Annotated in this window: 29 protein-coding genes and 1 tRNA gene; 6 read left to right on the plus strand and 24 right to left on the minus strand. The window is 53.6% G+C overall.

Going from position 1 to position 24,938, the window contains the following annotated elements:
* Nucleotides 1-31: 31 nt before the first annotated feature.
* The 6 genes from ACOCF6_RS24025 to ACOCF6_RS24050 all read right to left on the minus strand — a co-directional run bounded on the left by ACOCF6_RS24025 (nucleotide 32) and on the right by ACOCF6_RS24050 (nucleotide 4,750).
* Nucleotides 32-922, minus strand: coding sequence for a patatin-like phospholipase family protein (locus ACOCF6_RS24025; protein ID WP_482463070.1), 891 nt, complete (start codon nucleotides 920-922; stop codon nucleotides 32-34).
* 151 nt (nucleotides 923-1,073) lie between these two features.
* Nucleotides 1,074-1,835, minus strand: a complete 762-nt coding sequence (locus ACOCF6_RS24030; RefSeq protein WP_482463072.1) for a SagB/ThcOx family dehydrogenase — start codon at nucleotides 1,833-1,835, stop codon at nucleotides 1,074-1,076.
* Between the two features lie 40 nt (nucleotides 1,836-1,875).
* A complete protein-coding gene (locus ACOCF6_RS24035; protein ID WP_482463074.1) occupies nucleotides 1,876-2,331 on the minus strand; it encodes a DUF1003 domain-containing protein in 456 nt (151 codons plus the stop codon).
* 299 nt (nucleotides 2,332-2,630) lie between these two features.
* Complete coding sequence (locus tag ACOCF6_RS24040) at nucleotides 2,631-3,065, minus strand: DUF2127 domain-containing protein (protein ID WP_482463076.1); 435 nt, start codon at nucleotides 3,063-3,065, stop codon at nucleotides 2,631-2,633.
* A gap of 78 nt (nucleotides 3,066-3,143) precedes the next feature.
* Nucleotides 3,144-3,437 carry a putative quinol monooxygenase gene (locus ACOCF6_RS24045; protein WP_482463078.1) on the minus strand — a complete coding sequence of 98 codons (294 nt, stop codon included), beginning with the start codon at nucleotides 3,435-3,437 and terminating at the stop codon, nucleotides 3,144-3,146.
* Nucleotides 3,438-3,490: 53 nt separating this feature from the next.
* Nucleotides 3,491-4,750 carry a DUF445 domain-containing protein gene (locus ACOCF6_RS24050; RefSeq protein WP_482463080.1) on the minus strand — a complete coding sequence of 420 codons (1,260 nt, stop codon included), beginning with the start codon at nucleotides 4,748-4,750 and terminating at the stop codon, nucleotides 3,491-3,493.
* 351 nt (nucleotides 4,751-5,101) lie between these two features.
* Between ACOCF6_RS24050 and ACOCF6_RS24055 the strand changes: the two genes are divergently transcribed.
* On the plus strand, nucleotides 5,102-5,290 hold the full coding sequence (locus ACOCF6_RS24055; protein ID WP_482463082.1) for a hypothetical protein: 189 nt from the start codon (nucleotides 5,102-5,104) through the stop codon (nucleotides 5,288-5,290).
* Nucleotides 5,291-5,728: 438 nt separating this feature from the next.
* On the opposite strand, the gene ACOCF6_RS24060 is transcribed toward ACOCF6_RS24055, so the two are convergent.
* From ACOCF6_RS24060 to ACOCF6_RS24070, 3 genes are all read right to left on the minus strand, one after another.
* Nucleotides 5,729-6,424 (minus strand): Bax inhibitor-1/YccA family protein, encoded by a 696-nt coding sequence (locus ACOCF6_RS24060; protein WP_482463084.1) that lies wholly within the window; start codon nucleotides 6,422-6,424, stop codon nucleotides 5,729-5,731.
* 148 nt (nucleotides 6,425-6,572) lie between these two features.
* Nucleotides 6,573-7,013 carry a DUF4149 domain-containing protein gene (locus ACOCF6_RS24065; protein ID WP_482463086.1) on the minus strand — a complete coding sequence of 147 codons (441 nt, stop codon included), beginning with the start codon at nucleotides 7,011-7,013 and terminating at the stop codon, nucleotides 6,573-6,575.
* 192 nt (nucleotides 7,014-7,205) lie between these two features.
* Nucleotides 7,206-7,415 (minus strand): hypothetical protein, encoded by a 210-nt coding sequence (locus ACOCF6_RS24070; protein WP_482463088.1) that lies wholly within the window; start codon nucleotides 7,413-7,415, stop codon nucleotides 7,206-7,208.
* Nucleotides 7,416-7,960: 545 nt separating this feature from the next.
* Here ACOCF6_RS24070 and ACOCF6_RS24075 point away from each other — a divergent pair.
* From ACOCF6_RS24075 to ACOCF6_RS24090, 4 genes are read left to right on the plus strand one after another with little or no spacing between them, the layout of a single operon-like run.
* Nucleotides 7,961-8,779: an alpha/beta hydrolase gene (locus ACOCF6_RS24075; protein WP_482463090.1), complete on the plus strand. Its 819-nt coding sequence runs from the start codon at nucleotides 7,961-7,963 to the stop codon at nucleotides 8,777-8,779.
* On the plus strand, nucleotides 8,776-9,306 hold the full coding sequence (locus tag ACOCF6_RS24080) for a hypothetical protein (RefSeq protein WP_482463092.1): 531 nt from the start codon (nucleotides 8,776-8,778) through the stop codon (nucleotides 9,304-9,306). Before ACOCF6_RS24075 ends, ACOCF6_RS24080 begins: the two co-directional genes overlap by 4 nt.
* Nucleotides 9,290-9,802 (plus strand): M48 family metallopeptidase, encoded by a 513-nt coding sequence (locus ACOCF6_RS24085; protein ID WP_482463094.1) that lies wholly within the window; start codon nucleotides 9,290-9,292, stop codon nucleotides 9,800-9,802. Before ACOCF6_RS24080 ends, ACOCF6_RS24085 begins: the two co-directional genes overlap by 17 nt.
* On the plus strand, nucleotides 9,799-10,014 hold the full coding sequence (locus tag ACOCF6_RS24090; RefSeq protein WP_482463096.1) for a M48 metallopeptidase family protein: 216 nt from the start codon (nucleotides 9,799-9,801) through the stop codon (nucleotides 10,012-10,014). Before ACOCF6_RS24085 ends, ACOCF6_RS24090 begins: the two co-directional genes overlap by 4 nt.
* A gap of 116 nt (nucleotides 10,015-10,130) precedes the next feature.
* On the opposite strand, the gene ACOCF6_RS24095 is transcribed toward ACOCF6_RS24090, so the two are convergent.
* From ACOCF6_RS24095 to ACOCF6_RS24140, 10 genes are all read right to left on the minus strand, one after another.
* Nucleotides 10,131-10,727 (minus strand): flavodoxin family protein, encoded by a 597-nt coding sequence (locus tag ACOCF6_RS24095; RefSeq protein WP_482463098.1) that lies wholly within the window; start codon nucleotides 10,725-10,727, stop codon nucleotides 10,131-10,133.
* 1,233 nt (nucleotides 10,728-11,960) lie between these two features.
* Nucleotides 11,961-12,047, minus strand: a tRNA-Leu gene (locus tag ACOCF6_RS24100).
* A gap of 28 nt (nucleotides 12,048-12,075) precedes the next feature.
* Entirely contained in the window at nucleotides 12,076-12,357 is a 282-nt protein-coding gene (locus ACOCF6_RS24105; RefSeq protein ID WP_482463100.1) for an integration host factor subunit beta, read from the minus strand.
* Nucleotides 12,358-12,369: 12 nt separating this feature from the next.
* Complete coding sequence (locus ACOCF6_RS24110) at nucleotides 12,370-14,115, minus strand: 30S ribosomal protein S1 (RefSeq protein WP_482463102.1); 1,746 nt, start codon at nucleotides 14,113-14,115, stop codon at nucleotides 12,370-12,372.
* Between the two features lie 90 nt (nucleotides 14,116-14,205).
* Complete coding sequence (locus tag ACOCF6_RS24115; protein ID WP_482463104.1) at nucleotides 14,206-15,048, minus strand: 4-hydroxy-3-methylbut-2-enyl diphosphate reductase; 843 nt, start codon at nucleotides 15,046-15,048, stop codon at nucleotides 14,206-14,208.
* Nucleotides 15,045-15,758 carry a (d)CMP kinase gene (cmk, locus tag ACOCF6_RS24120; protein WP_482463106.1) on the minus strand — a complete coding sequence of 238 codons (714 nt, stop codon included), beginning with the start codon at nucleotides 15,756-15,758 and terminating at the stop codon, nucleotides 15,045-15,047. The genes ACOCF6_RS24115 and cmk overlap by 4 nt, the downstream gene beginning before the upstream one ends.
* On the minus strand, nucleotides 15,751-17,040 hold the full coding sequence (gene aroA, locus ACOCF6_RS24125) for a 3-phosphoshikimate 1-carboxyvinyltransferase (protein WP_482463108.1): 1,290 nt from the start codon (nucleotides 17,038-17,040) through the stop codon (nucleotides 15,751-15,753). The genes cmk and aroA overlap by 8 nt, the downstream gene beginning before the upstream one ends.
* Nucleotides 17,041-17,067: 27 nt before the next feature.
* A complete protein-coding gene (locus tag ACOCF6_RS24130) occupies nucleotides 17,068-17,931 on the minus strand; it encodes a prephenate dehydrogenase (RefSeq protein WP_482463110.1) in 864 nt (287 codons plus the stop codon).
* 12 nt (nucleotides 17,932-17,943) lie between these two features.
* A complete protein-coding gene (gene pheA, locus ACOCF6_RS24135; RefSeq protein ID WP_482463112.1) occupies nucleotides 17,944-19,023 on the minus strand; it encodes a prephenate dehydratase in 1,080 nt (359 codons plus the stop codon).
* Nucleotides 19,024-19,145: 122 nt separating this feature from the next.
* Entirely contained in the window at nucleotides 19,146-19,694 is a 549-nt protein-coding gene (locus ACOCF6_RS24140; RefSeq protein WP_482463114.1) for an HD domain-containing protein, read from the minus strand.
* Nucleotides 19,695-19,863: 169 nt separating this feature from the next.
* On the opposite strand from ACOCF6_RS24140, the gene ACOCF6_RS24145 reads away from it, so the two are divergent.
* Complete coding sequence (locus ACOCF6_RS24145; RefSeq protein ID WP_482463116.1) at nucleotides 19,864-20,022, plus strand: hypothetical protein; 159 nt, start codon at nucleotides 19,864-19,866, stop codon at nucleotides 20,020-20,022.
* 122 nt (nucleotides 20,023-20,144) lie between these two features.
* Here the strand turns inward: ACOCF6_RS24145 and ACOCF6_RS24150 are convergent, their stop codons facing one another.
* From ACOCF6_RS24150 to ACOCF6_RS24170, 5 genes are all read right to left on the minus strand, one after another.
* The gene (locus ACOCF6_RS24150; RefSeq protein WP_482463118.1) at nucleotides 20,145-21,212 is read right to left on the minus strand and encodes a protein-glutamate methylesterase/protein-glutamine glutaminase; all 1,068 of its coding nucleotides are present in this window, start codon (nucleotides 21,210-21,212) and stop codon (nucleotides 20,145-20,147) included.
* A gap of 54 nt (nucleotides 21,213-21,266) precedes the next feature.
* Nucleotides 21,267-21,755, minus strand: coding sequence for a chemotaxis protein CheD (locus tag ACOCF6_RS24155; RefSeq protein WP_482463120.1), 489 nt, complete (start codon nucleotides 21,753-21,755; stop codon nucleotides 21,267-21,269).
* Nucleotides 21,752-22,621: a CheR family methyltransferase gene (locus tag ACOCF6_RS24160; RefSeq protein WP_482463122.1), complete on the minus strand. Its 870-nt coding sequence runs from the start codon at nucleotides 22,619-22,621 to the stop codon at nucleotides 21,752-21,754. Before ACOCF6_RS24160 ends, ACOCF6_RS24155 begins: the two co-directional genes overlap by 4 nt.
* A gap of 78 nt (nucleotides 22,622-22,699) precedes the next feature.
* Nucleotides 22,700-23,176, minus strand: a complete 477-nt coding sequence (locus tag ACOCF6_RS24165) for a chemotaxis protein CheW (protein ID WP_482463124.1) — start codon at nucleotides 23,174-23,176, stop codon at nucleotides 22,700-22,702.
* A gap of 73 nt (nucleotides 23,177-23,249) precedes the next feature.
* A complete protein-coding gene (locus ACOCF6_RS24170) occupies nucleotides 23,250-24,929 on the minus strand; it encodes a methyl-accepting chemotaxis protein (RefSeq protein ID WP_482463126.1) in 1,680 nt (559 codons plus the stop codon).
* Nucleotides 24,930-24,938: the final 9 nt, after the last annotated feature.

Here is a 24,938-nt window from a genome sequence, read left to right on the forward strand (position 1 = left end):
TTCGCTGTTTTCTCCTCTCAGGTCATTATGATCAGGGCAGACGCCCTTCCTGGCGCAGTTTTGCAAGCAGCGCATTGATCTGCGGCATAGCAGCCAGGGCCGCTTTTTCCCCCTCCATGATCGCCTCGTTGCGGCGGCTGAAATCCGCTGACCCGACGAAACTCACGATCGGCCTGATCACCACGTCGGCCTGGCCGATTGAGGGCTGGGACATCTTGTTGTACATGATCTGGATCGATTTCAGGATGGTCTCCATGGTAGAGGTGGGCACAATCGAATCGATGCCGGAAGAGATATCGACCGCGATCACGATATCGGCACCATGCGTCCTGGCGATATCCACCGGCAGCGGCTTGACCACGCCGCCATCCACATAGCTGGCCCCCGAGAAACGGGCCGGCTGAAACACGCCGGGTATGGCACAGCTGGCCTGGACGGCCATCCCGGAATTACCGGAGTGAAACACGGCGCTCTCGCCTGTTTTGATATCGGTGGCCACGGCATAAAACGGAATCTTGAATTTCTCGATCGGAGACTGGCGCACTTTGGTATTGATGTAGTCCCGCAGCCGCTCTCCTTTGAGGAAGCCATTGTCGGGTATGGTCAGCTCACCGATGTCGCTTCTCTCCATCGACAATGCAATCTTCTGCAGGCCATAGGCATCATATCCGTAGGCATACAGGCTGCCGACAAAGCTGCCCACACTCGTGCCGACGATCATGTGGATCGGGACCCTGCTGGTTTCGAGGATTTTCAGTACACCGATATGGGCAAAGCCTTTGGAGGCGCCCGCGCCCAGGACCAGCGCTATTTTGGCGGGCCGTTGGGACGGCATGTGTGACGGAGCTGTTGCGACACAACCGGAAAACATCAGGCTGCAGCAAAGCAGGGCGGACAGTTGCAACATTCGGACAGGATTCATGATGACCTCATTACAATTCGTATCTTGGCATTTATCGGGAATTTATCCGGAACCACTGCCCCAGGAACCGGTCGCTTGGAACACCTTGCAGACGCCTATCGTGTGATGTTTTGAAATCAGCCATACCCGGGCGACAGAGAGTACATCGGTGTCATATTTTTCCCACCGGCGCAATATAGATAGTGAATTCGTAAACCCCGTCCACCCCCAGTAGTTCATCGGCCAAACCCTGGTCATAGGCTGCGATTGCGCAGGTGCCGGTGCCAATGGCTTCACACGCCAGATAAAGATTCTGGCAGACATGCCCGGCATCCAGTGCAATCACTTTATAGGAAGCTTCAGAATAGCGCCACTCGGTTCGGGCCGGAATAACGGTCCAGATGAAGGTAACAGCCGCCTGCCCGGAAAAGCCTTGTCCGCGGGTTGCTGCAGTCAGCTGCTCCGGCAGCCTGTCGACCGTTCTGACATGAACCAGAGCGTGCTCAAGGGGAAGATAGCGATAGATTCCGCTCTCCAGGCCAGCCACTCTCATAATGGCAAGATATGTTTCGAAAGGATGGCGACATCCGGCAGACGGGACCGTTCGCAGAACGGCTGCATCGTGAACAACGTGCCGGACACCCTGGGTAGACCAGAGCAGAAAGGCCAGCTCAGCCAGCGAAAGTGACTGCGGAGTGAATCTGCGATGGCTTTGGCGGCCTGTTACGGCCACCAGCAGGTCGCACGGGGGAATCTGCCAGTCGGCCTGATCCGGCAGCCTGATAAAAGTGCTGTCCGGAGGTGGCGCTTTCTGGACAGGTGGCGGTGGCAGCCCACCGGATTGGGGGGTTGACCAGAAATCCACTTCATCCCTGATGCGGTCGGTCAGAAAATATCTGCCGGTTTCTGTAGTAATCAGCTGTTTCTTTTTCATCTGTGTACCCGCAAATCAGATAGCACCTTTCCGGAGAAATTCATCTCTGTCTATTGTGTAGCTCCTCAAGCATTATATGGAGTTCTGCGATAGCAACATTCTGCGCTTCAAGTGTATCCATCATCGCCTGTATCTCAATCTCGGCCTTCAGGTTTATCTCGTAATCGTTGTGCGCCTCAAGACGATCGCGGGCGGCCTGCCGGTTCTGGCTCATCATGATCATCGGGGCCGTATAAGCGGCCTGGAGCGAGAGGACCAGGTTCATCAGAATAAACGGATACGGATCCCAATGTCTGATCCAGGCGGTAACGTTGAGGAGTGCCCATACACCGAGCAGAGAGGATTGACCGATGATGAATCCCCACGATCCAACCTTCGCAACAACCCAGTCAGCAGCCTGTTGGCCGAAAGTCAACTGCTCGCTTATTACCTCATTGACGTTTTTTACGGGGGCATGGTCATGCCGGTAGGGCTGAGGGAATTTCGGTCTGGTCATGGCTCAACTCCTTGTTGTTATCAATGATAGCATGTCAACAAGCTCACTCTCTCAATCTGCATTTCTGTCATTTTTTCAGGAAGCTTAAAAGGGCCTCGTGGAATGCAGCCTTCATCTCCATGTGGGGAATATGGCCAACCTTGTCCAGTTCTACCAGCTGGGCACCCGGTATCAGCTTGGCTGTTGCGCGGCCGTTGCGGCAAAGAACAGCGAGGCAAACAGAATCAGGCGGTGTATCGGTGATAACGTTTTCATAGTGTTGATCTCCAGTAGGTATGTCCTTCAGGGTATGTCAATCTTCATGCAGTTTTCTTCCCGTTATCCCTGATCAGGACAAACAGCAGGTAGGAAACCACGCCAAGATTAACGATCAGTATGGTGACTCTCGGCCAGGTGACAGTGCGGGCAACCTCGTAGATCTCCACCGGGATGTACATGCCGCCGGTCAGGACAGCAAACCACTCTGCCCACGACTTCCTCAGCCAGAGTCCGGCTGCTTCCACCATGCGTACGATAAAGTACAGAGCCGCAGCGATGGCAATACTCCACAGCTCTGTGTCGTTTACGCGTCCTGCCAGGTCGAGAAATATCTGCGGGTAATGGCTGGCAGGGTTGAAATGGAAGTGCTCCACCAGTCGAACTGCAGCCTGGTGGAGGTCTTTGTGGATAAATGTCAGCAGGCCGAAACCGGCCACAAGCACCAGCAGTCCTTTGGCGCCTTCAAAGAGCGCCACGATATGTAGTCCGCGCGCATGCGAGCCTCTGGCGGATGTGCCTTTGCGATGAGAGAAGTGCATCATCCGGTCAGTCGCTTATGAATCAATCCGGGTCATCTTGTGCACGACCTTCTCTGCAATCATGCTGCCGACCGCATTGACGTAGCTCTTGAAATGTTCCGTGTTCATGTGCTGCTCAAGACAGGCAGTGTTCTGCCAGGTTTCATAGAAGATGAAAACAGCCGGATCTTCGTTGTCCTGATGCAGATTGTAGGCAATGCAGCCCTGCTCTTTTCTGGTCGGCCCGATCATCTGCAGCAATTCGCGCTTGACCTGCTCCAGACATTCCTGTTTCGCGACGACCTTCGCTACTACGGTGAGTGTTGACATACGAATCCTTTCTTTCTTCCCAGAGTTATGCATCGGCCACATCGCTTCCCCATCTACAACAGCAGGGAAACCGCATGCAGCAGCAGGCCGATAACGCCCCCGACCAGGGTGCCGTTCATGCGAATGAATTGCAGATCGGAACCGATGCTCAGCTCGATCTCAGTGACGTAATCATCATTTTCCCACTGCTGTACCGTTTCCGAGATATGCTTGGCAATTGCAGTCCGTGCTGTGTCGCCATACCTGATTACCAGCATTTCAAGGTGTTCATTCAATGACTCTTTCAATTCGCGGTTTTTTGACAGCGTATGCCCAAACCCTGTAACAGCCTCGGCCAGCTTCTCCCTGATTTTTGAATGGGGCTGTTTCAGATCATTGCTCAACCAGGTCTTGAGATCGCTGCCGAGCTGCGTGACGTAATCGGATAAAAACGGGTTCTGTACGGTTTCAAGCTTGATCGTCTCTATCCTGCTGCGTAAGGCTTGGTCCGATTTCAACCGGACAACAAAATCCGTCACAGCGTTGTCAAATGTCTGCCTGAGAGGATGAGCCGGATCGGCGTTGACGCCCTGAATAAATTCATTGAGTCGTCGGACGATCTTTTCACCGGCGCCTTTTGAAAACTGGTCCCGGTTGGGAATGAAGTGGCTGAGCAGGGGATATTCCTTGGTTACCATGCTGTCGATGGCATTGGCCAGACCGGTCTGCGCTTCAGGGGTTGAAAGCCACAGAGCACAGCGGTTCAGCACGTCATCAAGCACGACCTGGTGACGATTGTCAGTCCTGAATGTATCTATCAGGGTCGCGGCGGAAGAGGACAGATCAAAGTTTTCAATCCGGTCGTAGAGCGCCGCCCGCAATATTTTCTGGACACGGTCGTCATCAATAAAATCCAGTGAATCGGAACAGACCCTGGCAAATCCATTCGCTAAACCATCGGCGTTTGGTCTGGCCATCAGGTAGGCAGCCAGGCGCTCGGCCGGATTTTGCTCCCGCAGCTTGCTGAGTAGCGTCTCGGGTGCCAGAAACTTGTCCCGGATAAAGTCGGCCAGATTCCCGGCAATGGCGTCCTTCTTGTTTTTGATGATGGCCGTATGGGGAATCGGTATTCCCAATGGATGCCTGAACAGCGCCACAACGGCAAACCAGTCAGCCAGCGCGCCGACCATGGCCGCTTCTGCAAAGGCCGCAACCCACTCCCATGCGCCGAGCCCTTTTTGGGAGCGGGCAACCACAAACAGTAGCGCCGCTGCGATCATCAATCCGGAGGCAATGGTTTTGTTTCTGATCAGTAATCTCTTTCTGTTATCCACTTCTTCACTCCATGTTGTTTTATTGTAACATCCGGCCGATCGACCGCCCTGAACGTTAATCCAGCAGCGTGAGTATAAAAGTTTAATACACTCTCATTTATTCACGCAAGTACGCAACCAGTTTAAATAGTTATAATTAACACAGACTCAGCAGCACACTAGTATGAATTTTCCATACAGATTCGTGGAAATTATTTCACACGAACCGTGCCGCGCATAATCCTACCGCAATAACCTCCATAAAATAAGACACTTGCAATATATATCCATCCTGCATGCTACTTGGCTGCAGCTATGCAGTGCTCATAGCAAAGGATTCTCTTTCGCAGCTCGGATTATCAGGAGGATGTCATGAGCGCACTAACTACGTTTCTGGTAATTATGGCTTCAGCAACAACATGTGCACCATCGGGAGCACAGTATGACGGCAGCGGGATTTTCCAATGCGTTTTTCTCGGGTATTGCGCATTGATCTGCATTGAGCAGATAATTCCGGCAACGCTGGTACTGTTCGGCAACCCGAGTGAATTGAGTCTGTAGAAACGACCAGCATGCGGCAGAAGACCTGAACACAAGATCAGCGCTACCATCCGCCTGTCAATCCCCCCCTGTAATCAATCCCGGCCCTGTAGTAAAACAACAAAGGCTTCTCGGCCATACTACCCGCAAAGCCTTTATTTTTCAGGCAGCAGAGCCGGTATCAATCGTACCCGACACCTGTCACAATCATCCGGCAATAATCCTAAAAACAGCGGTTAACCACGGATACATGGGATGAACACGGATAAAACCAGAAACAATCCTCACCTTATGGGCTTGGATGCTGCTGCATTTAATGCTGTGATGTATCTGTGTTTCTCTTATTCATCCGAGTTCCCACTGTTTTTCCAGAATAATTTGTCAATCATTATCGCCAGAGGGTTCCAGTTTTCTACGAATTCCCATCCGACTGTTGCTCCCCTTTCCTTCCAGATAACATCAGCGCCGATTCCCGGTAAATCTGAGCAGCATCAGGAACAGGTTGATGAAGTCGAGATAGAGCGTCAGTGCGCCGAGAATGGCCGGTTTTCTCCCCTCAGTCCCCTGGGCTGCCATTTCCTTGATCTTCCAGGTATCATAAGCGGTCAGCCCGGTGAAGACGATCACCCCGATGCCGGAGATGATCCAGGAAACCGCGCTGCTTCCGACAAAGATGTTGACGATTGAGGCGATCACCACGCCGATCAGACCCATGAAGAGGAAGCTGCCCCATGAGGTCAGATCTTTCTTGGTCATGTATCCATAGATGCTCATGGCCCCGAACATGCCGGCCGTGATTACAAAGGTGGAGGCGATCGAGCTGCGAGTGTAGACCAGTGCCACAACCGAGAGGGTGATCCCGTTAAGCGCTGAGTAGGCAATGAACAGAAGCGTTGCCGTTGACTCGTTCATCCGGTTTATGGCGCCGGAAAGGGTGAAGACCAGGGCCAGTTCTCCGAATACCAGGCCGTAGAACAGCAGCCGGTTGCCCGTAATTGCATCCAGTATTGCCGGCGAGGAAAGCGTGATCAGCGCCATAAACGCGGTAATGGCCAACCCTGCCCCCATCCAGGCGTATACCTGGCGGATGAGGGCGTTCTGCTTGACGATGACGTGACTTGCGTTGCGCGGGTAGTTGGGGTTTATTTCATTCATGATGTGTGCTCCTTGGCGTCAGATTCCCATGCGGGGCCGCTTACAGACAACGTTTCCGAGTTCTCATTATAACAGGTTACCGGCAGAGCAGCCGGATTATTTTGAGCAGGTACCGCAGGCGTACCTACGCAGTTCCTGTCGTGGCACATTACAACAGAACCACCAGCAGTACCCCACCCGCCAACACGGTAAGATTGCATACAGCCGATACGCCATGCAGTTTCGAGAATTCTTTGCGCAGCGGGTGGTCCTTACTGGTCGTCTCAAAAGATCCGATCTGTCGTTTTAGTTCTGCAGCGCGCGGTTCTACGTAGAAGGCCTGGAATGACGAGACCAGCAGCATGACAACCAGCACAATCACCGGCAGTTTCGGATTCACCCCTTTACTGACCAGGCGGCAGACCAGTGCGATCACGCCGCAGGCCATCCCCCAGCGAAAGTAGCCGGGGAACAGATTACCGACGATCCGGCCGGCAACATCGCGGCTTTCGGTTTTAAAGAGAATCGGTGTCAGCATCAGCGTGAATATGGCGTTACCACCCGCCCAGAGACTGATCGCCAATCGGTACAGCATGTCGATGTAATGCATGGTTTTCTCCTTGTGAGTTGATCTGCGGCCATAATAATGCGCTTCCGCTTCCATAAGCAATCAAGAAACAGGAGAAACATGTGCCGGCTCTATCATGGAGACATTGGGCAAAACAACAGGCGAACACCGAAACTACGGTTGTCCGCCTCTGGTTTGCTCTCTATGCGTGAGACCCTGTAGCTTGTGCTGTGCCTATTTCCCGGACGGAATTATTTTCTTGATACCGTGCTCATAGTCACTGGTGATTGACTTGAGGTTACTCTTGACCTGACCCCGGGTATAGGACTGATACATGTACCACGCCCCGATCAGAGCCAATAAAAACACAATTACAACGATTACGCCACCACGCTGGTTACGCAGAGGACCGGCCGGATTTTTACGTGTAGTAACACTGTTCATTGCAGTACTCCTTGTGGTGTCATCTCACCATTGGTGCCTGTCTATAGCCAGACAGACCTCCGCCGGCAGGTTTAAATTGAGGTTCACAGAAGGCAGGCAAAGTCACCCTCAACAGACAGATGCTTCAGGCTGAACACCACGACAGGTCTTGCAAACCCCGCGGGACTCTCCTTGATGACGGTGCTCATGATCTGCCAAGACATATACTCACATTGCGTGCCAGAGGAGATCTGCGGATTCCAGGAGCGTAACAGTCAGATGTTACAGTGTAAAAGTAATGGTGAGCACAAGCACTTGAAGCAAGGCCCTCAACAAAATCCATCAGATGTAACATAACCGCACTATGTAACAGCTCGCGTTTGATGCATCCCGAATCCGAGACGCCGGAATGAGGCAGAACACAGGCAGGGCTGAGATCATGCTTGACTTACTGACCTGTTCGGATCAATAACAGCTATATTCCCTCGTGTATCCAGCAGGTGCCCACGTGGCCTGACAGCATGCAGAACAGTTACACGGCAGGTTTTCAAGCGAAAGCAATCACTATGAGCGATCCCATCCTCGACCACCCTATCCTCTCCAGCCGCTACTTCTACCCCTGGCCCAACAGCTTCGCGGAGCCGTTTTTTGTGGAGGGTGACGGCTTCCGGCTCGGCTGCCGCTTCTGCCGCGCACACGCAGATGCCCCGACCATCATCCACTTCCACGGCAACGGCGAGTCTGTTGCTGATTATGTCGGAGAGTTTGAGAAGCACATGACCGACCTGGGAGTCAATCTGCTGCTGGCCGAGTATCGCGGCTACGGCATGTCCAGCGGTGTACCGGCGCTGGCCGCAATGCTGGACGATGTGGAGCTGATCGTCGCAGCCTCCGGCATCCAGCCGGAGCGGATCATTTTTTTTGGACGCTCGCTGGGCTCGCTCTATGCCCTGCAGGGTGCTGCGCGCTATCCTCAGGCCGCCGGGCTGATTATCGAGAGCGGCCTGGCCGACCTGCTGGAACGGGTACTGGTCCGTATCGCACCACGCGACGTCGGAGCGACCATGGACACACTGCGTGCGTCTGTCACCCTCTGCTTCAATCAGCACGAAAAGATCTCAGCCTTCAAAGGGCGCGTGCTACTGATGCATACCCGCAATGATGACCTGGTATCCGTCTCCCACGCCGAACGGCTTTATGCCTGGGCCAACGAGCCGAAGGAACTGATCGTCTTTGAGCGGGGCGACCACAACAGCATCCTGCCGGTCAATCAGGAGGCTTATTTTGCGGCAGTGGAATCGTTCATACACTCAATTCCCGTGCGTACCACCGCTGGCAACGGTACGTGCCCTGGCACGCTCCGCACAACCATCAAACCCCTATGAAACCACGGCACGAGCCCCCCATCGAAGTAACGCTTAACAAGTCCCCTTCCGGGACGTGGAGTGCGACTGACTCTCCCAGGCGCACCTTCCAGCCCTGGCAGCGCCTCTGGCTGGTGACCGGCATCATGTACCTGCTGATGCTGGCGGGCGGCTATTATCTGCTCATGCCCACGCAGGAGAGCATACAGCGGCGGATGGTCTTTTCCGTAACAGAGGAGTTGAAACGGTACGACGGTATGGCATTTGCCGGCGAATCCCCGCAGCGGATATTCGAGTCGGCCCGTTCCCAGGGGTATGGGCAGTGGATCGCACAAGCACGTGCCAGGTACCATAGCGGTAAGGAGGGGAATGCCGCCTTTGACAGGATCGAGACGAAGTACCGGGAAGCGCTTGCTGATCTGCCGGTGAAACAAACGGTTGGCGTCTTGCTATGCTTCGTCGTCTGGCTTTTTCCCATGGGCGTGCTGTACGCCTGTGGTTTTATAGTGGATTGGATCAAGCGGGGTGCCGGTGGCTTCAAAAGATGATGCAGTAACGTATGACTCTGTCGAGTGTTCAGGGATAACCATAGAGTACCGTTGGTGCCATTCCCGGCGAAAGACCCTTGGCATAACGGTTCGCCCTGACAGGTCTGTTTCAGTACGGGTGCCGATGCGGACACCGCTCAAAGACGTCAGAATATTTGTCCGGCAGAGGGTCGAATGGATCCTGAAGGTCTGGAAGAAGCTGGGAACACGAACAGACAGCCAGAAACAGGAGTACGGTCGCGGGGCAGTTTTCATGTACCGGGGGGAGCCGTATCGTCTGGAGTTTGCAACGGGGCTGCGCAACTCCGTGTTTCTGCACGATGGGCTTCTGATAATGACGGCACCGGAATGTCTGCCGGAGGAGACGGTTCGCACAAGGATTGACGCCTGGTACCGGAAACAGGCGCTCGAGATCGTAAAGGAACGGGCAGCAGCATGCCACCGCTTGATGCGTGATCAAGGCTTCCCCTTGCCCCCATCACCGTACGCTCCATGAAAACCCGTTGGGGAAGCTATTCATATCGAACCGGGCGGATTACGCTCAACCTGCAGTTGATCCGGACACCGCAGGCCTGCCTCGATTACGTCATCATCCACGAACTTTGCCATATCACGGCACGCCACCATGGACCGGATTTTTGGAAACTGGTCAGTCGCTATGTGCCGGACTACCTGGAGATCCGTAAACAATTGAAGAATTTTCTATAAGCCCTTCCAAAAAGAAAAGCCCCTTGTTTCTCAGGGGCTTGCATGCTAAACACCAAAACAACTAGGTATGCAATGATTCAGTTTCCGGGGTGAGGTCACATGAGGACGCTATCCTCTTAAACCAGTTTTCCCGCCAAGACATTGATCTTATCCCGTACACTTTCCGAAAGTTTCGGGTGTTGTTCCTTGGCAATCATTCCCGTAAAGAGTGTGCCTACAACATCGGCGCCGATCGTCTTTGCCGTCATTTTGAGTTGTTTCCCGGTTCCAAATAGCCAGCGCCCAATAATTCCAGGTGCTGCACATGAAGATACCAACAGCGCCTTTTTCTTTGGCTCCTGCGCTTTCCTGAACTGAGGTCCATTCATATCCCACGGCCAATAGGCATAACCAGCCAACCGCTCCATAAACCGTTTAAAGATGGCTGTACCTGAACCAAAATTAGTCGGTGTAGCGATAATATAACAATCCGCACGTTCGATCTTATCGATCAACTCCTTCATACCATCATGGAGTACACACTCCCCTGGGGCCGTGCCGGGTTGTTGGGTGCATACACGGCAATTCACGCAAAACTCGATAGGGTATTCACGCAGAAGTATAATCTCGACTTCGGCTCCAGCCTCTTCTAAAACCTGTGCAAAGACATCAACCGTTTGATCAGTTATACCATCATCCCGATATGAACCATTTATTGCGAGTACCTTGATCATGGTCGTCATCTCCTTCTGCTTCCTTTTACTTAATGGGGGCACCGGCCACGGCCTGTCCATCAATGGCGCCGCCCGGAGCGAGCAGGTATGCCAGGTGCGTGAACAACGGCAGGACAATCCCTGGCAACCTGTTGTGATGTGTAGTGTTCAACACCTTTCGGCATCATAGATTTGTAATCGCCCTAGCATCATATTTCCAGCAGTCATGGATACAGGAGATGATGCCTTCACATACTCAGTAACGAGGGGTAACCGCTTTTTTTAATGCTACCCATGAATCTACAACTTTTTGAGAAGGCTTAGAATCGGGTAACATGGTGATAAATATGGCCTATAATTGGAGTTTCTGGGTAAGAGTGGTTTTCTGTCATTACATCGCCCCAGTCCCGAATGTCAGGACCATCACATCCTCTGTATCGGCACTTATCGTTTGAATAAGACTTAAAAGCCCTCTCACAGCGGGGACACCATCTCCATGCCTGTTTCATTGCCGTTCTGGAGGTGGCCCGCGTGTGATATTTTGGTATAAGTATCTTCATTTTTAGCCCCTTACGGTAAGCTTACTTTATCCGTCTTCTTAATTTCCCGCATCACAGAGATCAAGTAAAATCTCAATAAATCTGTTTATGAACAGGTGTTATTCTTATTTTGCAGTTATCCTGCCAACAGGTTGATCTACAAGTAGCAACGGTATAAGTCGTGTATTTTCAGAAAGATAGCTGAGTATCGTTGATGCTGAGTTGATGTGTATCGATCTGTCTAGCCTCAAATAATGGTGGATTACGTGTTTTAGGTGGCCTGCCCTCAGGTTATTGTGGCTCAGGAGGAGTTTTGCGGAGATAATGGGTAGAGTAGAGAACAGGTTTCACCCTACCCTCTCTCATCAAACCATCGATGTTCTTCACTACAAGGCATGCGCTTTCGTCAAGAATGATGATGTCGGAACTTTGTACAGATTGTATCGTTCATTCAACATCCTGCTGGGTAATTTAACGTATCCTGTTTTCATATAAAGTCTATATAGTCATAAACACCATTATATAGTCTTTTTATAGTCCAATTAACTATTGTCTCCGTCGAGACAGGTCTCATCTAGCAACAATCTATTAATTTGAAATTGGAATCATTGGAATCAGTTGACAAATAAGCGGGGAGAGAGAGGGGAGAGAAAACCGTTTAACCATACTACAGAAAAAGGCCTTGCGAGCAGTAAACCCGCAAAGCCTTTATTTTTGGTGCCTGAAGCCGGAATCGAACCGGCACAGCGTTTCCGCCGAGGGATTTTAAGTCCCTTGTGTCTACCAGTTCCACCATTCAGGCAATGAACCGGACAGGCCGGAACACAAAATTACTGGCAGTTGACCCGCTCTTTCAGATCCTTGCCGGTTTTGAAGAACGGAGTCTTTTTGGAGGGGATGCGGACAACCTCACCACTCTTCGGATTGCGGGCCTCACGGCCGGTGCGCTCCCGAATGGTGAAACTGCCGAAACCGCGAATCTCCACCTTATCGCCGGCTTTAAGTGCATCTTCGATAGAATCAAAGACAGTGTTTACCAGCATCTCCGACACCTTCAGGTTCAACATGCCGTGTGTCTGTACTACCTTTTCGATGAGTTCACTTTTTGTCATGGCAACCTCCTACTACTCCGCCTGATTATTTTTTTTATTATCAATTTCCTGCTGGAGCAGATCTCCAAAGCTGGATGTAGCCTGACCCTGTGACCCCATGTACTGCTCAAACTCCGCCTTTTCTACGGCGGCATGCATCGATTTGATGGAGAGGGAAATCCTGCGCTCACGCGAATCGCAGCTGAGCACAACCGCTTCAAGGGAATCACCTACGGCCGCAAATTCCTTGGCGGAAGCAACCTTCTCGCGGGAAAGTTCGGAAACATGGATCAGCCCTTCAACACCCTCCTGCAACTCAACAAAGACACCGAAATCGGTCAATGATGTCACCTTGCCGGTGACAACCGTTCCGGGGCGGTACGTGTCAGGAGCAAGACTCCAGGGATCAGGCTCAAGCTGCTTGATGCCGAGCGAAAGGCGCTCGTTTTCGATATCAACCTTGAGAACAACGGCCATAACAAGCTGGCCTTTGGCATATACATCGCCGGGATGCTTGATACGCTTGGTCCAGGAAATATCCGAGACATGTACCAGGCCATCGATGCCTTCTTCTATGCCGATGAACATGCCGAAGTCGGTCATGTTTTTAATCTGGCCTTCGATTTTAGTGCCGACCGGGTATTTATCGGCAATCGTGGACCATGGATTTTCCGAAATCTGCTTGAGGCCGAGGGAAATCTTGCGGTTGCCCATATCAATGCCGAGAACGATCGCTTCAACCTCTTCACCGACAGTCAGGATGTCGGAGGCACGGCGGACACGTTTGGTCCAGGACATCTCGGATACATGGATCAGACCTTCAACGCCCGCCTCCAGCTCCACAAATGCGCCGTATTCCATCAGGCTGACAACCTTGCCCTTGATGCGTGTGTCTACCGCGTATTTGGCGGGCACATCGATCCACGGATCGGGCAGCGTCTGCTTGATGCCCAGTGAAATCTTGCCTTTGGTGCGGTCGAACTTCAGCACCTTGGCGGTAACGGGCTGACCCGGCTTGAGGATGTCGGAAGGTTTGCCGACGCGGCCCCAGGAAAGATCGGATACGTGCAGAAGTCCATCAACGCCGCCCAGATCCACAAACGCGCCGTAGTCGGTCACATTTTTAACAATCCCTTCAACGATCTGACCCTCTTCCAGTTTTTCAAGAGTGACGTCACGGACCGAGGAGCGCTCTTCTTCAAGTACGGCGCGGCGGGAAAGAACGATATTGTCGCGCTTCTGATTCAGCTTGATGACTTTGAAAACAGCCTTCATGCCGATATAGCTGTCTGCATCGGATGAGGGGCGGATATCGACCTGTGAGGCTGGCAGGAAGGCCTGCAGCCCGATATCAACGGTGTAACCGCCATTTACGCGGGCGGTAATGGTGCCCTCGATCATGCCGCCTTCCTGGCCGGCGTCTCCGATTTTTTCCCAGGCTGCCAGATAATCGGCTTTACGTTTGGAAAGGATATACCCTTTTTTGCCGTCTTCACGCGTCATGAGAACCTTGATGCGATCGCCGACCTGCACATTCATGACACCATCAGGTCCGCGAAACTCGGAGGCGTTAACATGCCCTTCCGATTTGAGGCCGATATCCACGAGCACGGTTTCCTGGTCAATGCGGGCAACCGTTCCTTCAATTATTTTATCCTTCTCTGGCCTCTCTTTGAGGCTTTCAGTGTAGAGATCTGCAAATTCATTGCTCTGCTGCTCGGCATCCAAATCATCTTGATCACCGTTGTCTGCAGCATCGAGCCTTTTGATATCAACCATTAAACCATACCCCCTGGACGTTTTTCTTGCTCAAGTTCGCGAACCCTATCGCGATTGAAGCGTGATAATGTAGCACATTTCTATAAAATTTCAATCGCTTTTATTAATCTCCCCAATCATGGCCATCACCTCGTCGATAATCCACTTGGGGGTGGAAGCCCCGGCGGTCACCCCGACCCGTTCGACACCGACGAACCAGGAGGGATCGATCTCGGATGCGGTTTCAATATGATGGGTGCGGGGCTGGATCTCGGCACAGACCTCGGCCAGGCGCCGCGTGTTGGCGCTGTTGAAGCCGCCTACGACCAGCATGCAGTCAACCTGGCAGGCCAGCTCCTTGGCCTCTTCCTGACGAACGGCCGTGGCATCGCAAATGGTATTGAAGACCCGGATCTCACCGCCGCGCAGGAGGCATTCTGATACAACATTCTTGAGGTTTTCGAAGGACTGGGTCGTCTGGGCAACCACACCGATCTTGTTCATCTTGGGAAGTTTTTTGACCTCTTCCCCCGAACCGACCACGAAGACCTTGTCGCCGCCATAGGATACAATACCCTGCACCTCCGGATGATCGGCGTCACCGACGACAACTACGCCATAGCCTGATTCGGAAAGGCTTTTAACATGTTCCTGGGCCTTCTTGACAAAGGGACAGGTTGCGTCAACAATCTCAAGCTGCTTCTGGACGGCCTCGTCGATCTCGCCCGCTGCCACCCCATGCGAACGGATGATGATCGTGCCCGTATCCATGCTGTTGAGATTTTTGAGTACCTTGACACCCATCTCCTCAAGCTTGTTGACAACCTGGGGAGAGTGAATGATCGGTCCGAGGGTAAAGGTCTTCTTGTCCATACCGGCGGCTTCAAAGGCCATCTGCGTGGCGCGCTTGACGCCGAAACAGAACCCGGCCCGCTTTGCGAGTATAATTTTCATAGTTCAGTTCCCGAGGAATGTGATGTCGTACGACTGGCTGCTACCATGATGTCGAGCACCTCGTCAATCGTCCTGCCGGAGGAGTCAACGGCAATGGCGTCCCCCGCCATTCTGAGCGGCGCCAGATCGCGCTGGGAATCCTGCTGATCGCGCAGGACAACAGCCTGTATCGTGCTTTCCAGGGTGACCTGTTCGCCCTTGGCACGCAGCTCCAGATAGCGGCGTCTGCCACGCTCTTCAGCCGAGGCGGAAAGAAAGAATTTCACATCGGCATCCGGAAATACGACCGTGCCGATATCCCGCCCTTCCAGCACCACCCCACCCCGGGCGCCCATCTTGCGCTGGGCCAGCATCATGGCCTCTCGAACCGGCCGGAGCGCGGAGATGCGCGAGGTCAGCAGGGACATCTCCGGTGTACGAATCTGACCGGTAACCTCCAGACCGTTGGCAAACACCCGCTGATACCCATCGGAACGATCCAGACGGATATCAACCGTGCTGCAGAAGCGCTCCACAGCGGCAAGGTCTTCAGGGTCAATGCCGGCCTGATGCATCAGGTACGCCACCGCACGGTACATGGCACCGGTGTCGATCTGCAGGTACCCCAGGCGCTCAGCCAACAGATGGGCCACCGTGCTCTTGCCGGCCCCCGAAGGACCGTCAATGGCGATGACCAGGCCGTCAGCACGCACTACAGCAGGCTTATCCACGGGCGACCTTTGCAAGCAGCGGGAAAAAAGAGGGGAACGAGGTGTCTACACACCCCGTGTCAGAAATGGTAATGCCGTCCTGCGACACCAGGGCGGCCACCGAAAGCGACATGGCGATGCGGTGATCGCCGAAGCTTTCAACGCTGCCGCCGGAGAGGCGCTCCACCCCGGTGATGGTCATGCCGTCATCGCACTCATCCACCGTTACACCCAGGGCGCGGAGGTTGGTGGCCATGGCGGTAATGCGATCAGTCTCCTTGACCCGCAGCTCGCGGGCTTCACGGATGGTGGTCGTGCCCTCGGCACAGGCAGCTGCCACGCAGATGGCCGGGAATTCGTCAATTGCCCGCGGTACAACGCTGCCGGCGATCGCACAGCCTTTGAGCCGGGATGAGCGCACGAGTATATCGGCCACCGGTTCGCCGGAGACCTCGCGTTCGTCCAGCAGCTCGATGCTGCCTCCCATGGAACGGAGGATATCGATCGCACCGGTGCGGGTCGGGTTGACCCCCACATTGCGGATCAGGAGCTCGGATCCGGGGGTTATCAGGGCTGCCACGATAAAGAAGGTAGCCGATGAGATGTCGCCAGGAACGGAGATTTCCTGCCCCTGCAGCTCAATGCCCCCCTTGACGGTCACACCGTTGTTGAAGATCTCCAGAGAGGCTCCGAACAGGCGGAACATCCGTTCAGAATGGTCCCGAGACAGGCTGGGCTCACGAACGGAGGTTTCTCCGTCGGCATAGAGACCTGCCAGCATGATGGACGATTTTATCTGGGCGCTGGAGACCGGTGATTCGTAGCCGATGGCGTTCAAGGCGCCGCCGCTGATCGCCAGCGGGGCCAGGCTACCCTGGTTGCGCCCGAGAATACGGGCTCCCATGCGGGAAAGCGGCTCCACCACCCGTTTCATGGGGCGCTTACGCAGATACTGGTCACCGGTAACCACCGAAAAGAACGACTGCCCGGCCAGCAGACCGGTTATCAGGCGGATGGTGGTGCCGGAGTTTCCGCAGTCGATCACATCGCCCGGTTCGGTCAGACCGTGCAGCCCCTTACCTTGAATGACGACGGTTTCGCCATCATCGTTGATCTCAACCCCCATGGAGCGGAAGGCACCCATGGTGGCCATATTGTCCCCGCCGCGCAGAAAACCGCGTACGGTGGTAGTGCCGTTAGCAATGGCCCCCAGCATGATGGAGCGGTGTGATATGGACTTGTCGCCCGGAACCGTAATCTCGCCCTGGACGGATGCAGCCGGTTTGATGGTGATGGATGTCACGGGAACTCCTCTAATTGAACTCGATAGTTATACAATCCCGTCGCGGAACTGCTTGGCGATGGTGAAGAACTCTGCCAGACCCTCCGGGTCCTGGCGGTCAATCCGCTGGCGCAGCTCGGCCAGGCTTTTTGAAAACCCGTCTATACTGGCCAGGAGCGCGTCACGATTCATCAGCGAGATATCCCGCCACATGGCCGGATCGGATGAGGCAATCCGGGTGAAATCCCTGAAACCACCGGCAGTGTAGGAGAGGACATTTTCACCCTCCACATCGGCCGTACCAACCGCATGCACCAGGGCATAGGCCACCATATGCGGCAGGTGTGATATCTCGGCGAAGATCCGGTCATGATGCCCCGGTTCCATACGGCAGACATTGGCGCCGGTCAAGCTCCAGACCCTGGAAACCAGATCCAGGGCAGCGGTATTGGTCTGTTCCGTGGGTGTCAGGATGCAGCGTTTGCCCCGGTAGAGTGTGGCAAACGAGGCGGATGCACCGGAATGTTCGGTTCCCGCGATAGGATGCCCCCCCACAAAGTGACAACCGGGCGGCATAAGCGCTTCACACTCAAGCACAATCTCCGTCTTGACACTGCCGCCGTCGGTGACAATGCAGCCGGGAGCAAGAAACGGGGCGATCTCGGCCACCACGGCCGGGATGGAACAGACCGGCACCGAGATAAACACCAGCTGGGCGCCCTTCACGCCAATGGCGGCGTCCTGAGTGATTTCATCACAAATCCCGAGAGCCAGGGCTTCTTCCAGGTTGGCACGGGACCTACCGATGCCAACAACGGTCTTGACAGCACCAGCTTCGCGCAGTGCGCGAGCCAGAGAGCCGCCAATCAACCCCACCCCGATGATGGCCAGACGTTCAATAATCAGTGACATGGCATGGATTCCCTACATTGACCGCGGATACGAACCGAGGACTTTCAAAAACTGGCAGCAGCCTTTCAGCTCCTCCAGTGCAACCGCTACGTCCGGGTCAGAACCATGACCGAACAGGTCGAGGAAGAAGATGTATTCCCAGGCCTTCTTCTTGAAGGGGCGGGATTCGATCTTCGAAAGGTTGATGCCGCGCTTGGCAAACGGCTCCAGCATGCGGCACAGGATCCCCGGTTCATCCTTGACCGAGAACATGACCGATGTTTTGTCATTGCCGGAGCGCTCAGTGGCGGTACGGGAAATCACCAGGAAACGGGTGAAATTGTTGACCTGGTCTTCAATCCTGCTGCGGACGACCTTGAGATCGTAGAGAGTGGCAGCCAGCTCACTGGCTATGGCAGCGGCGGTATAATCGTCGCTGACAATCTGGGCCGCGGTGGCGGTTGAGGCAACATCCACCACGGGAATGCCGGGCAGATTCTCATCCAGCCACTGGCGGCACTGGGCCAGAGGCTGCGGATGGGAATAGACCTTTTTGATATCCTCCATGCGTCCGGTGCGGGACAGCAGGTCGTGATGGACCTCCAGCAGGATCTCGGCGGTAATTTTGAGGCCGCTTTCCATGAACATGTCCAGGGTGTGGGAAATAACCCCCTCCGTGGAATTCTCAACCGGCACCACCCCGTAGAGCGCCTTGCCCTTTTCCACCTCTTCGAATACGGCAGGAATCGACTTGAGTGGCACCAGCTCTGCCGACAACCCGAATTGCTGCATGGTCGCCAGATGACTGAAAGTAGCCTTGGGCCCCAGAAAAGCAACCTTCATGGGGGATTCCAGAGCCAGACAGGCCGAGATGACCTCACGGTAAATACTGCGCAGGGCATCATTGGGAAACGGCCCGGGATTGTTGTTCAGCAGGCGTTCATAGATCTGGCGTTCACGGCCGGGGACATGAAACTGTAGATTGCTGCCGGATTTGAGTTGACCGACTTCCAGCACGACCCGTGAGCGCTCGTTCAGGAGATCAACAATCCGGTCGTCGATACTGTCAATTGAGGTTCTAAGCTCTTCGATTGTATGTGTGGTCTTTTTCAAGGGAATCACCTGGAGGGACTGATATAAACTTCACGGTAAAACGGAACGCTTTTATACTGTAAAGACCCTTGAAATGCAACAACTTATTGTAATAGCGGAGCATCCTCACGGAAACACCTTGGTCAAATTGCCGCCCCGAACAACTCCATCCACCTGTCAAAAATTTGAACTTTGTCTTCACCAAAACCGGCAAGCTTGATTCTGACCTGTTCAGGTGACTTTTGCAGGGTAATTTTGCCCGGGCTCTTGGAATAAAACAGGTCGGCAAAACAGATGACCTGTTCAGGAAGCGACAGGGGCAGCATGTCCCGTTGCGGCAGGGGCAATTGCCGGCTGATGATATCTGCCACCGTAAGGCCGACACCGATATGCCGCTCACACACCAGTGCATGCAGCGGAAGACCCTCATTCTCAAGAATTTCCCGACCGATGATGCCATGCATGATATAGGGATGCTCACCATGCAACCCCAATTTAGGGGCATTTATCCGACACACACCGATATCATGCAGCAATGCGGCCTCCTCCACGAAACTGCACTCCTGCTCCGACAAGTTCAGCCGCTGGCATATATCCAGGGCAAGATCTGCTACAACCCTGCCGTGACAAGCAATTACAGCCAGGGATTCCCCCTTGAAAAACCTTCCCAACAGCTCAATCTCCCAGCTCATACAACCCCAAACCCTGTCAATTTATTGAATATCCCTTGAAAAAATCGCCCATACACGCGTCAACATTACGACACACCATCACAACAAGCTGTTTTAGCTACATTTATTTATTGGCACACAACATGCTATATTGAAATCACCCAAACTGCATCATAGCGAGGTAACGATCATGTATGCCAAATTTCCATTTTATTCTGTTGCCCAGATGTATGCAATAACACTTAATGCACCGGTCTCGATTCTGCTTGGACGGGACAACCTCTATTGGGTAGTCGACCAGGGCATGACAGTCCAGTATATGGGAGAGGGGTGCTCGCTTCTTCATTGAAACACCTGACCAGATCACGCACCATTACTCGATGCTCCCAACAAAAAAATGCCGGCATTAACCTTGCCGGCATTTTTATTCTTGTATCACACAATAAATTCCCGCGACACCTCTTTTCCGTTTCAATAGCAGAGCCGCAATACCTCATCCGCAATTTTATGCAGCGGCAGACTTTTGTGGACACCACCCATCTTGACCGCCTCATTCGGCATCCCGTACACAACACAGCTGGCTTCATCCTGGGCAATATTAATGGCCCCGGCGTCGAACATCTCCTTCATGCCACGGGCACCATCGTCTCCCATGCCGGTCATGATAACACCGACTACATTCTTGCCGGCATAGCGCGCGGCAGAGCGGAACAGCACATCCACCGAGGGACGGTGCCGGGATACCAGCGGCCCATCCTTGATCTCGACATAATAGCGGGCGCCGCTGCGCTTGAGCAGGGTATGATGATTACCCGGTGCTATCAAGGCCCTGCCACGTACAACCGAATCATTGTCAGCAGCCTCTTTGACGGTAACGCGGCAGATGGAATCCAGCCGTTTGGCAAAGGCGGCGGTAAAGTGTTCAGGCATGTGCTGAACGATGACAATACCCGGCGCGTCTTCCGGCAGCATCTCCAGAAAAATCTTCAGCGCTTCGGTGCCTCCGGTCGATGCCCCGACGATAACCACCTTTTCAGTTGTCTGTACCATCGCCTTGCTGGTCGCCTTCTCTATAATAACATCCGCGGTAAGCTTGGGGGCAACCTCACGAACCTGATGCACAGGACGCTGTCTCCCTTTTGTCATGGCAGCCGCCTTGACCGTGTCGCAGATACTGACCCGCGACTCTTCAATAAACTGTTTGGTGCCCATCTTGGGCTTGACAATGATATCAACAGCTCCGTACTCCAGCGCTCTCATGGCGGTTTCGCTGCCAGATTCGGTCAGGGTCGAACACATCACCACCGGAATGGGGTGCTGGCTCATGATTTTCTGGAGAAAGGTTATGCCATCCATGCGCGGCATTTCCACATCCAGCGTGATCACATCGGGAGTGCACTCCCGCATGCGCTCCGCGGCGACAAACGGGTCGGGAGCAGCAGCCATAACCTCAATCTGCGGGTCTGAAGAAAGTATCTCGGTTAGTGCCTGCCTGACAAGTGCAGAATCATCAACGATCAGAACCTTTATTTTTTGCATGTTTCATCTCCAAGCAGCTTCTGCAATTTCATGCAGGCGCTGGCACACAGGTAATCAGGCCATTGATTTGCCTATTTTTTTCAGGAAGACATCCCCGGTATGCGAATTAAAAAACAGCTTGCGGCCCTGCTTGCCGCCAACATCCGACGCCTTCGGGACTATTCCTAAGGCAGCAAGTCGGCGCCGGGCTTCCTGAATATTCTGGCAACCGACCGACAATCTGCTGCCCTGTAATTCGCGGGGCAGCAGGACGTCGGCTCCGCCGAATATTTTAACATCGCATTTTGCTGGCCGTATCCCCATGCCGGCGATCCTCTCAACCATGTAACCCAGCGTCGAATCGAGAAACTTGAATCCGTCATCCATGGGCCCGGACGGCAGCATCACATGACACATGGCCCCCAGACGCGCTCCAGGTTCAAAAAAGGTGATTGAGACACATGACCCCAGAACCGTTGTAACAATTGCAGGGTCACGGGAAAGAAACAGCTCTCCCGGTTTCAAAAATACGTGTGGCAGGTGGGTAGTGCGAAGACTTTTCATAGCTTGCGATAGACGGTTGAAGCCACCGCTGTCAACGGCACATTAAGGCCGCTCAGGGTTTCGGAATGCCCCAGAAACAGGTAACCGCCCGAAATCAGTTGCTTGCAGAACCTGTTCAGCAGGCGCTCCTGGGTCGGCTTGTCAAAATAGATGATCACATTTCGACAGAAGATTACGTCCATATGCTCATGCATGCCGAAATCCTCCATGAAATTCAACCGGCGAAACTGGATCATGGAACGAATGGCAGGGGCCATGCGCACAAGCGGTTTGCTCTTGTCCTTGCTCTTGAGCAGGTATTTTTTCTTCAGCTGTAGCGGGATGGTGTCGACACGGTCTTCGGCATAAATGGCATTTTTTGCTTTGGAGAGCACCACCGTCGAGATGTCCGTTGCCAGGATGGAGGACTTGAATCCTGGTTGAGATGCGGCAAATTCCGACAGTACCATGGACATGGTATACGGCTCTTCACCCGTGGAACAGCCAGCGCTCCAAATCTTGAAAGGCCTGCTGAAGCCGGCACCATGGGCATCTACCAGAGATGGAATGGCACTCTTTACCAGGTATTCAAAATGGACCGGTTCACGAAAAAAATCGGTCTTATTGGTCGTAACAACATCGATCAGATTGACAAGTTCTTCACTCCTGCCTTCGGCGCTGAAAACGAAATCCGCATACTCCTCGAAACTCCTGAAGGCATGAGCCTTGAGACGTTTATTCAGGCGGGCCTCCAGCATGGTCTTCTTGGCCGGCGGAAGCTTTATGCCAACCTCTTCGTAGATAAAGCTGCTGAAGCGATTGAAGACCTTGTCACTGAGAACTGCCGGAATATTGGCAGACTGGGATGTATGCGCGTGCTGCTTCATTGAACTCCTTAAACAAGAGGCAAGGGGCAAGAGAAGTAAATGACGTTAATTCTGCTTGCCCCATGTATCTGATTCCATCTACTCGTGCACCTTTGACAGTTCCTCACTGGTGAAAACCTTATCGATATCCAGAATCATGATAAAACGGCCGTCGTGCTTGCCCATGCCCTTGATAAAGTCAGTGTTCAGACGGGTACCGATATGGGGAGCTGCTTCGATCTGCTCCGGCTCCATCTCGATGACTTCCTGAACGCTGTCTGCCAGTGCGCCCAGTACAATTATCTCGTCCTCCATCTGCACTTCGGCGACAATGATGCAGGTATTGACGGTCTGCTCAGTAGCAGTCATGCCGAACTTGAGCCGCATGTCGATAACTGGCACCACACTGCCGCGCAGGTTGATGACCCCCCGCATGAAATCGGGGGTCTGGGGTACTTTGGTAATATTGCTCTGCTCCAGTATTTCACGGACTTTGGCCACATCCAGGGCAAAGGTCTCATCAGCCAGCTTGAAAGTCAGGTATTGAACAGTATCGTTTATATCAGTCACGCTCATCGCGCAATTCCTCCTTGAGAGGGGTAAAGACAGATCGCTTACCCCTGATTTTCCTGTTCATAGACACGCTGAATCAAAATTTTTCAAACTCGTCATCCAGGTGATCCGCCCCCATATCGAGTGCCACGCCGCCACTGGGTGCCCGACGGGCAGGAGGGGCTGATTTGTGGCCGACATGTGCGATCTGGGTATGCTTCTTCTGTGGTGGACGGCGGGCACTGCCTGCGGAACTGCTGCGCATGCTGTTGGCGTCGATGCGGAAGAAGCTGATGGTATCCTTCAACTGCTCGGCCTGGCCAGAGAGCTCTTCCGAAGTAGAGGCCATCTCTTCCGAGGCAGAGGCATTCTGCTGAATGACGCTGTCCAGTTGCTGGATGGCCTTGCTGATCTGCTCGGCACCGGTGTCCTGCTCTTTGCTGGAGGCGGAAATTTCCTGGACCAGTTCGGAGGTTTTCTGAATATCCGGAACCATCTTATTGAGCATCTCGCCGGCGGTTTCGGCGACCTGCACGCTGCGGGTAGAAAGGGTGCTGATCTCTCCGGCAGCCGCCTGGGAGCGCTCGGCCAGCTTGCGGACCTCGGAGGCGACAACGGCAAAACCCTTGCCGTGTTCGCCGGCGCGGGCCGCTTCGATGGCGGCATTCAGGGCCAGCAGGTTGGTCTGGCGGGCGATCTCTTCGATGATGGAAATCTTGGTGGCGATCTCTTTCATGGCGCTGACGGTTTCGGTGACGGCCTTGCCGCCCTCTTTGGCATCAACAGCTGATTTGATGGCGATCTTCTCGGTCTGACCCGAGTTATCGGAATTCTGCCTGATACTGGAGGTCATCTCTTCCATGGAGGAGGAGATCTCTTCAGCCGAAGCGGCCTGCTCGGTAGCGCCCTGGGAAAGCTGCTGGGCAGTGGCCGAGAGCTCCTGGCTGCCGGAGGCGACGTTGTCCGAGGCGCTCATGACATCACCGACGACCTGCTTGAGCTTGTCCACCATGGTCGCTATGGCGGCCATCATCACGCCGGTCTCGTCCTTGCTCTTGGACTCAACCGTGATGGTCAGGTCACCACTGGCCAGGGAGTTGGCGATCGATACGGCCTCATTCAAAGGGCGCACGATCCCGCGGGTAAGAAAGATTGCAGTTATAATTCCAATCAGCAATGCGACCGCACCCAGACCGAACATGGTATTTCTGGAGGATGCATATTCCTTGGTTGCTTCTTCAAAACGAATTTTGTTGCGTTCAGCGTTGTGATCAATAAGTTGATTGATCTCTTCAGACAATTTTCTTCCCAGGGGAGCTGCTTCCTTGCTCAGCAGAATCCCGGCCTCGGCATCTTTTCCTGCGATGGCGAGCTCGATAACCTTGTTATTTGCCGCGGCAAAGTTTGGAATAGTTTCTTTTATCTTCGCAATGATCTCCCAGGACTGTTTGTCATCCTTACTGGTCAATTCCTCTACTTTTTTAAAGCTGGCGGCATACTCTTCACGGTTTTTCACGATGCGCTGCTGATATTCCTTGATCTTTTCAGGATCATTGGAAATTATCATGTTGCGGACATTGATAGAAATCTGGTCTATGTTTTTATAGATATCATTGCTCAGATCCATACGGACATTATTGACCGTTACGATCCGTTCCAGATTTCCCTCAATACCTTTCATCCCGGAGATGCCTTCCCAGATCAGAATGACCATGATCAACAGCACCAGCCCGAAACCCAGCGTCATCCTCTTACCGATCTTCATGTTCGCCAGCATACTTCCTCC

The organism is Geobacter psychrophilus (assembly GCF_056821595.1).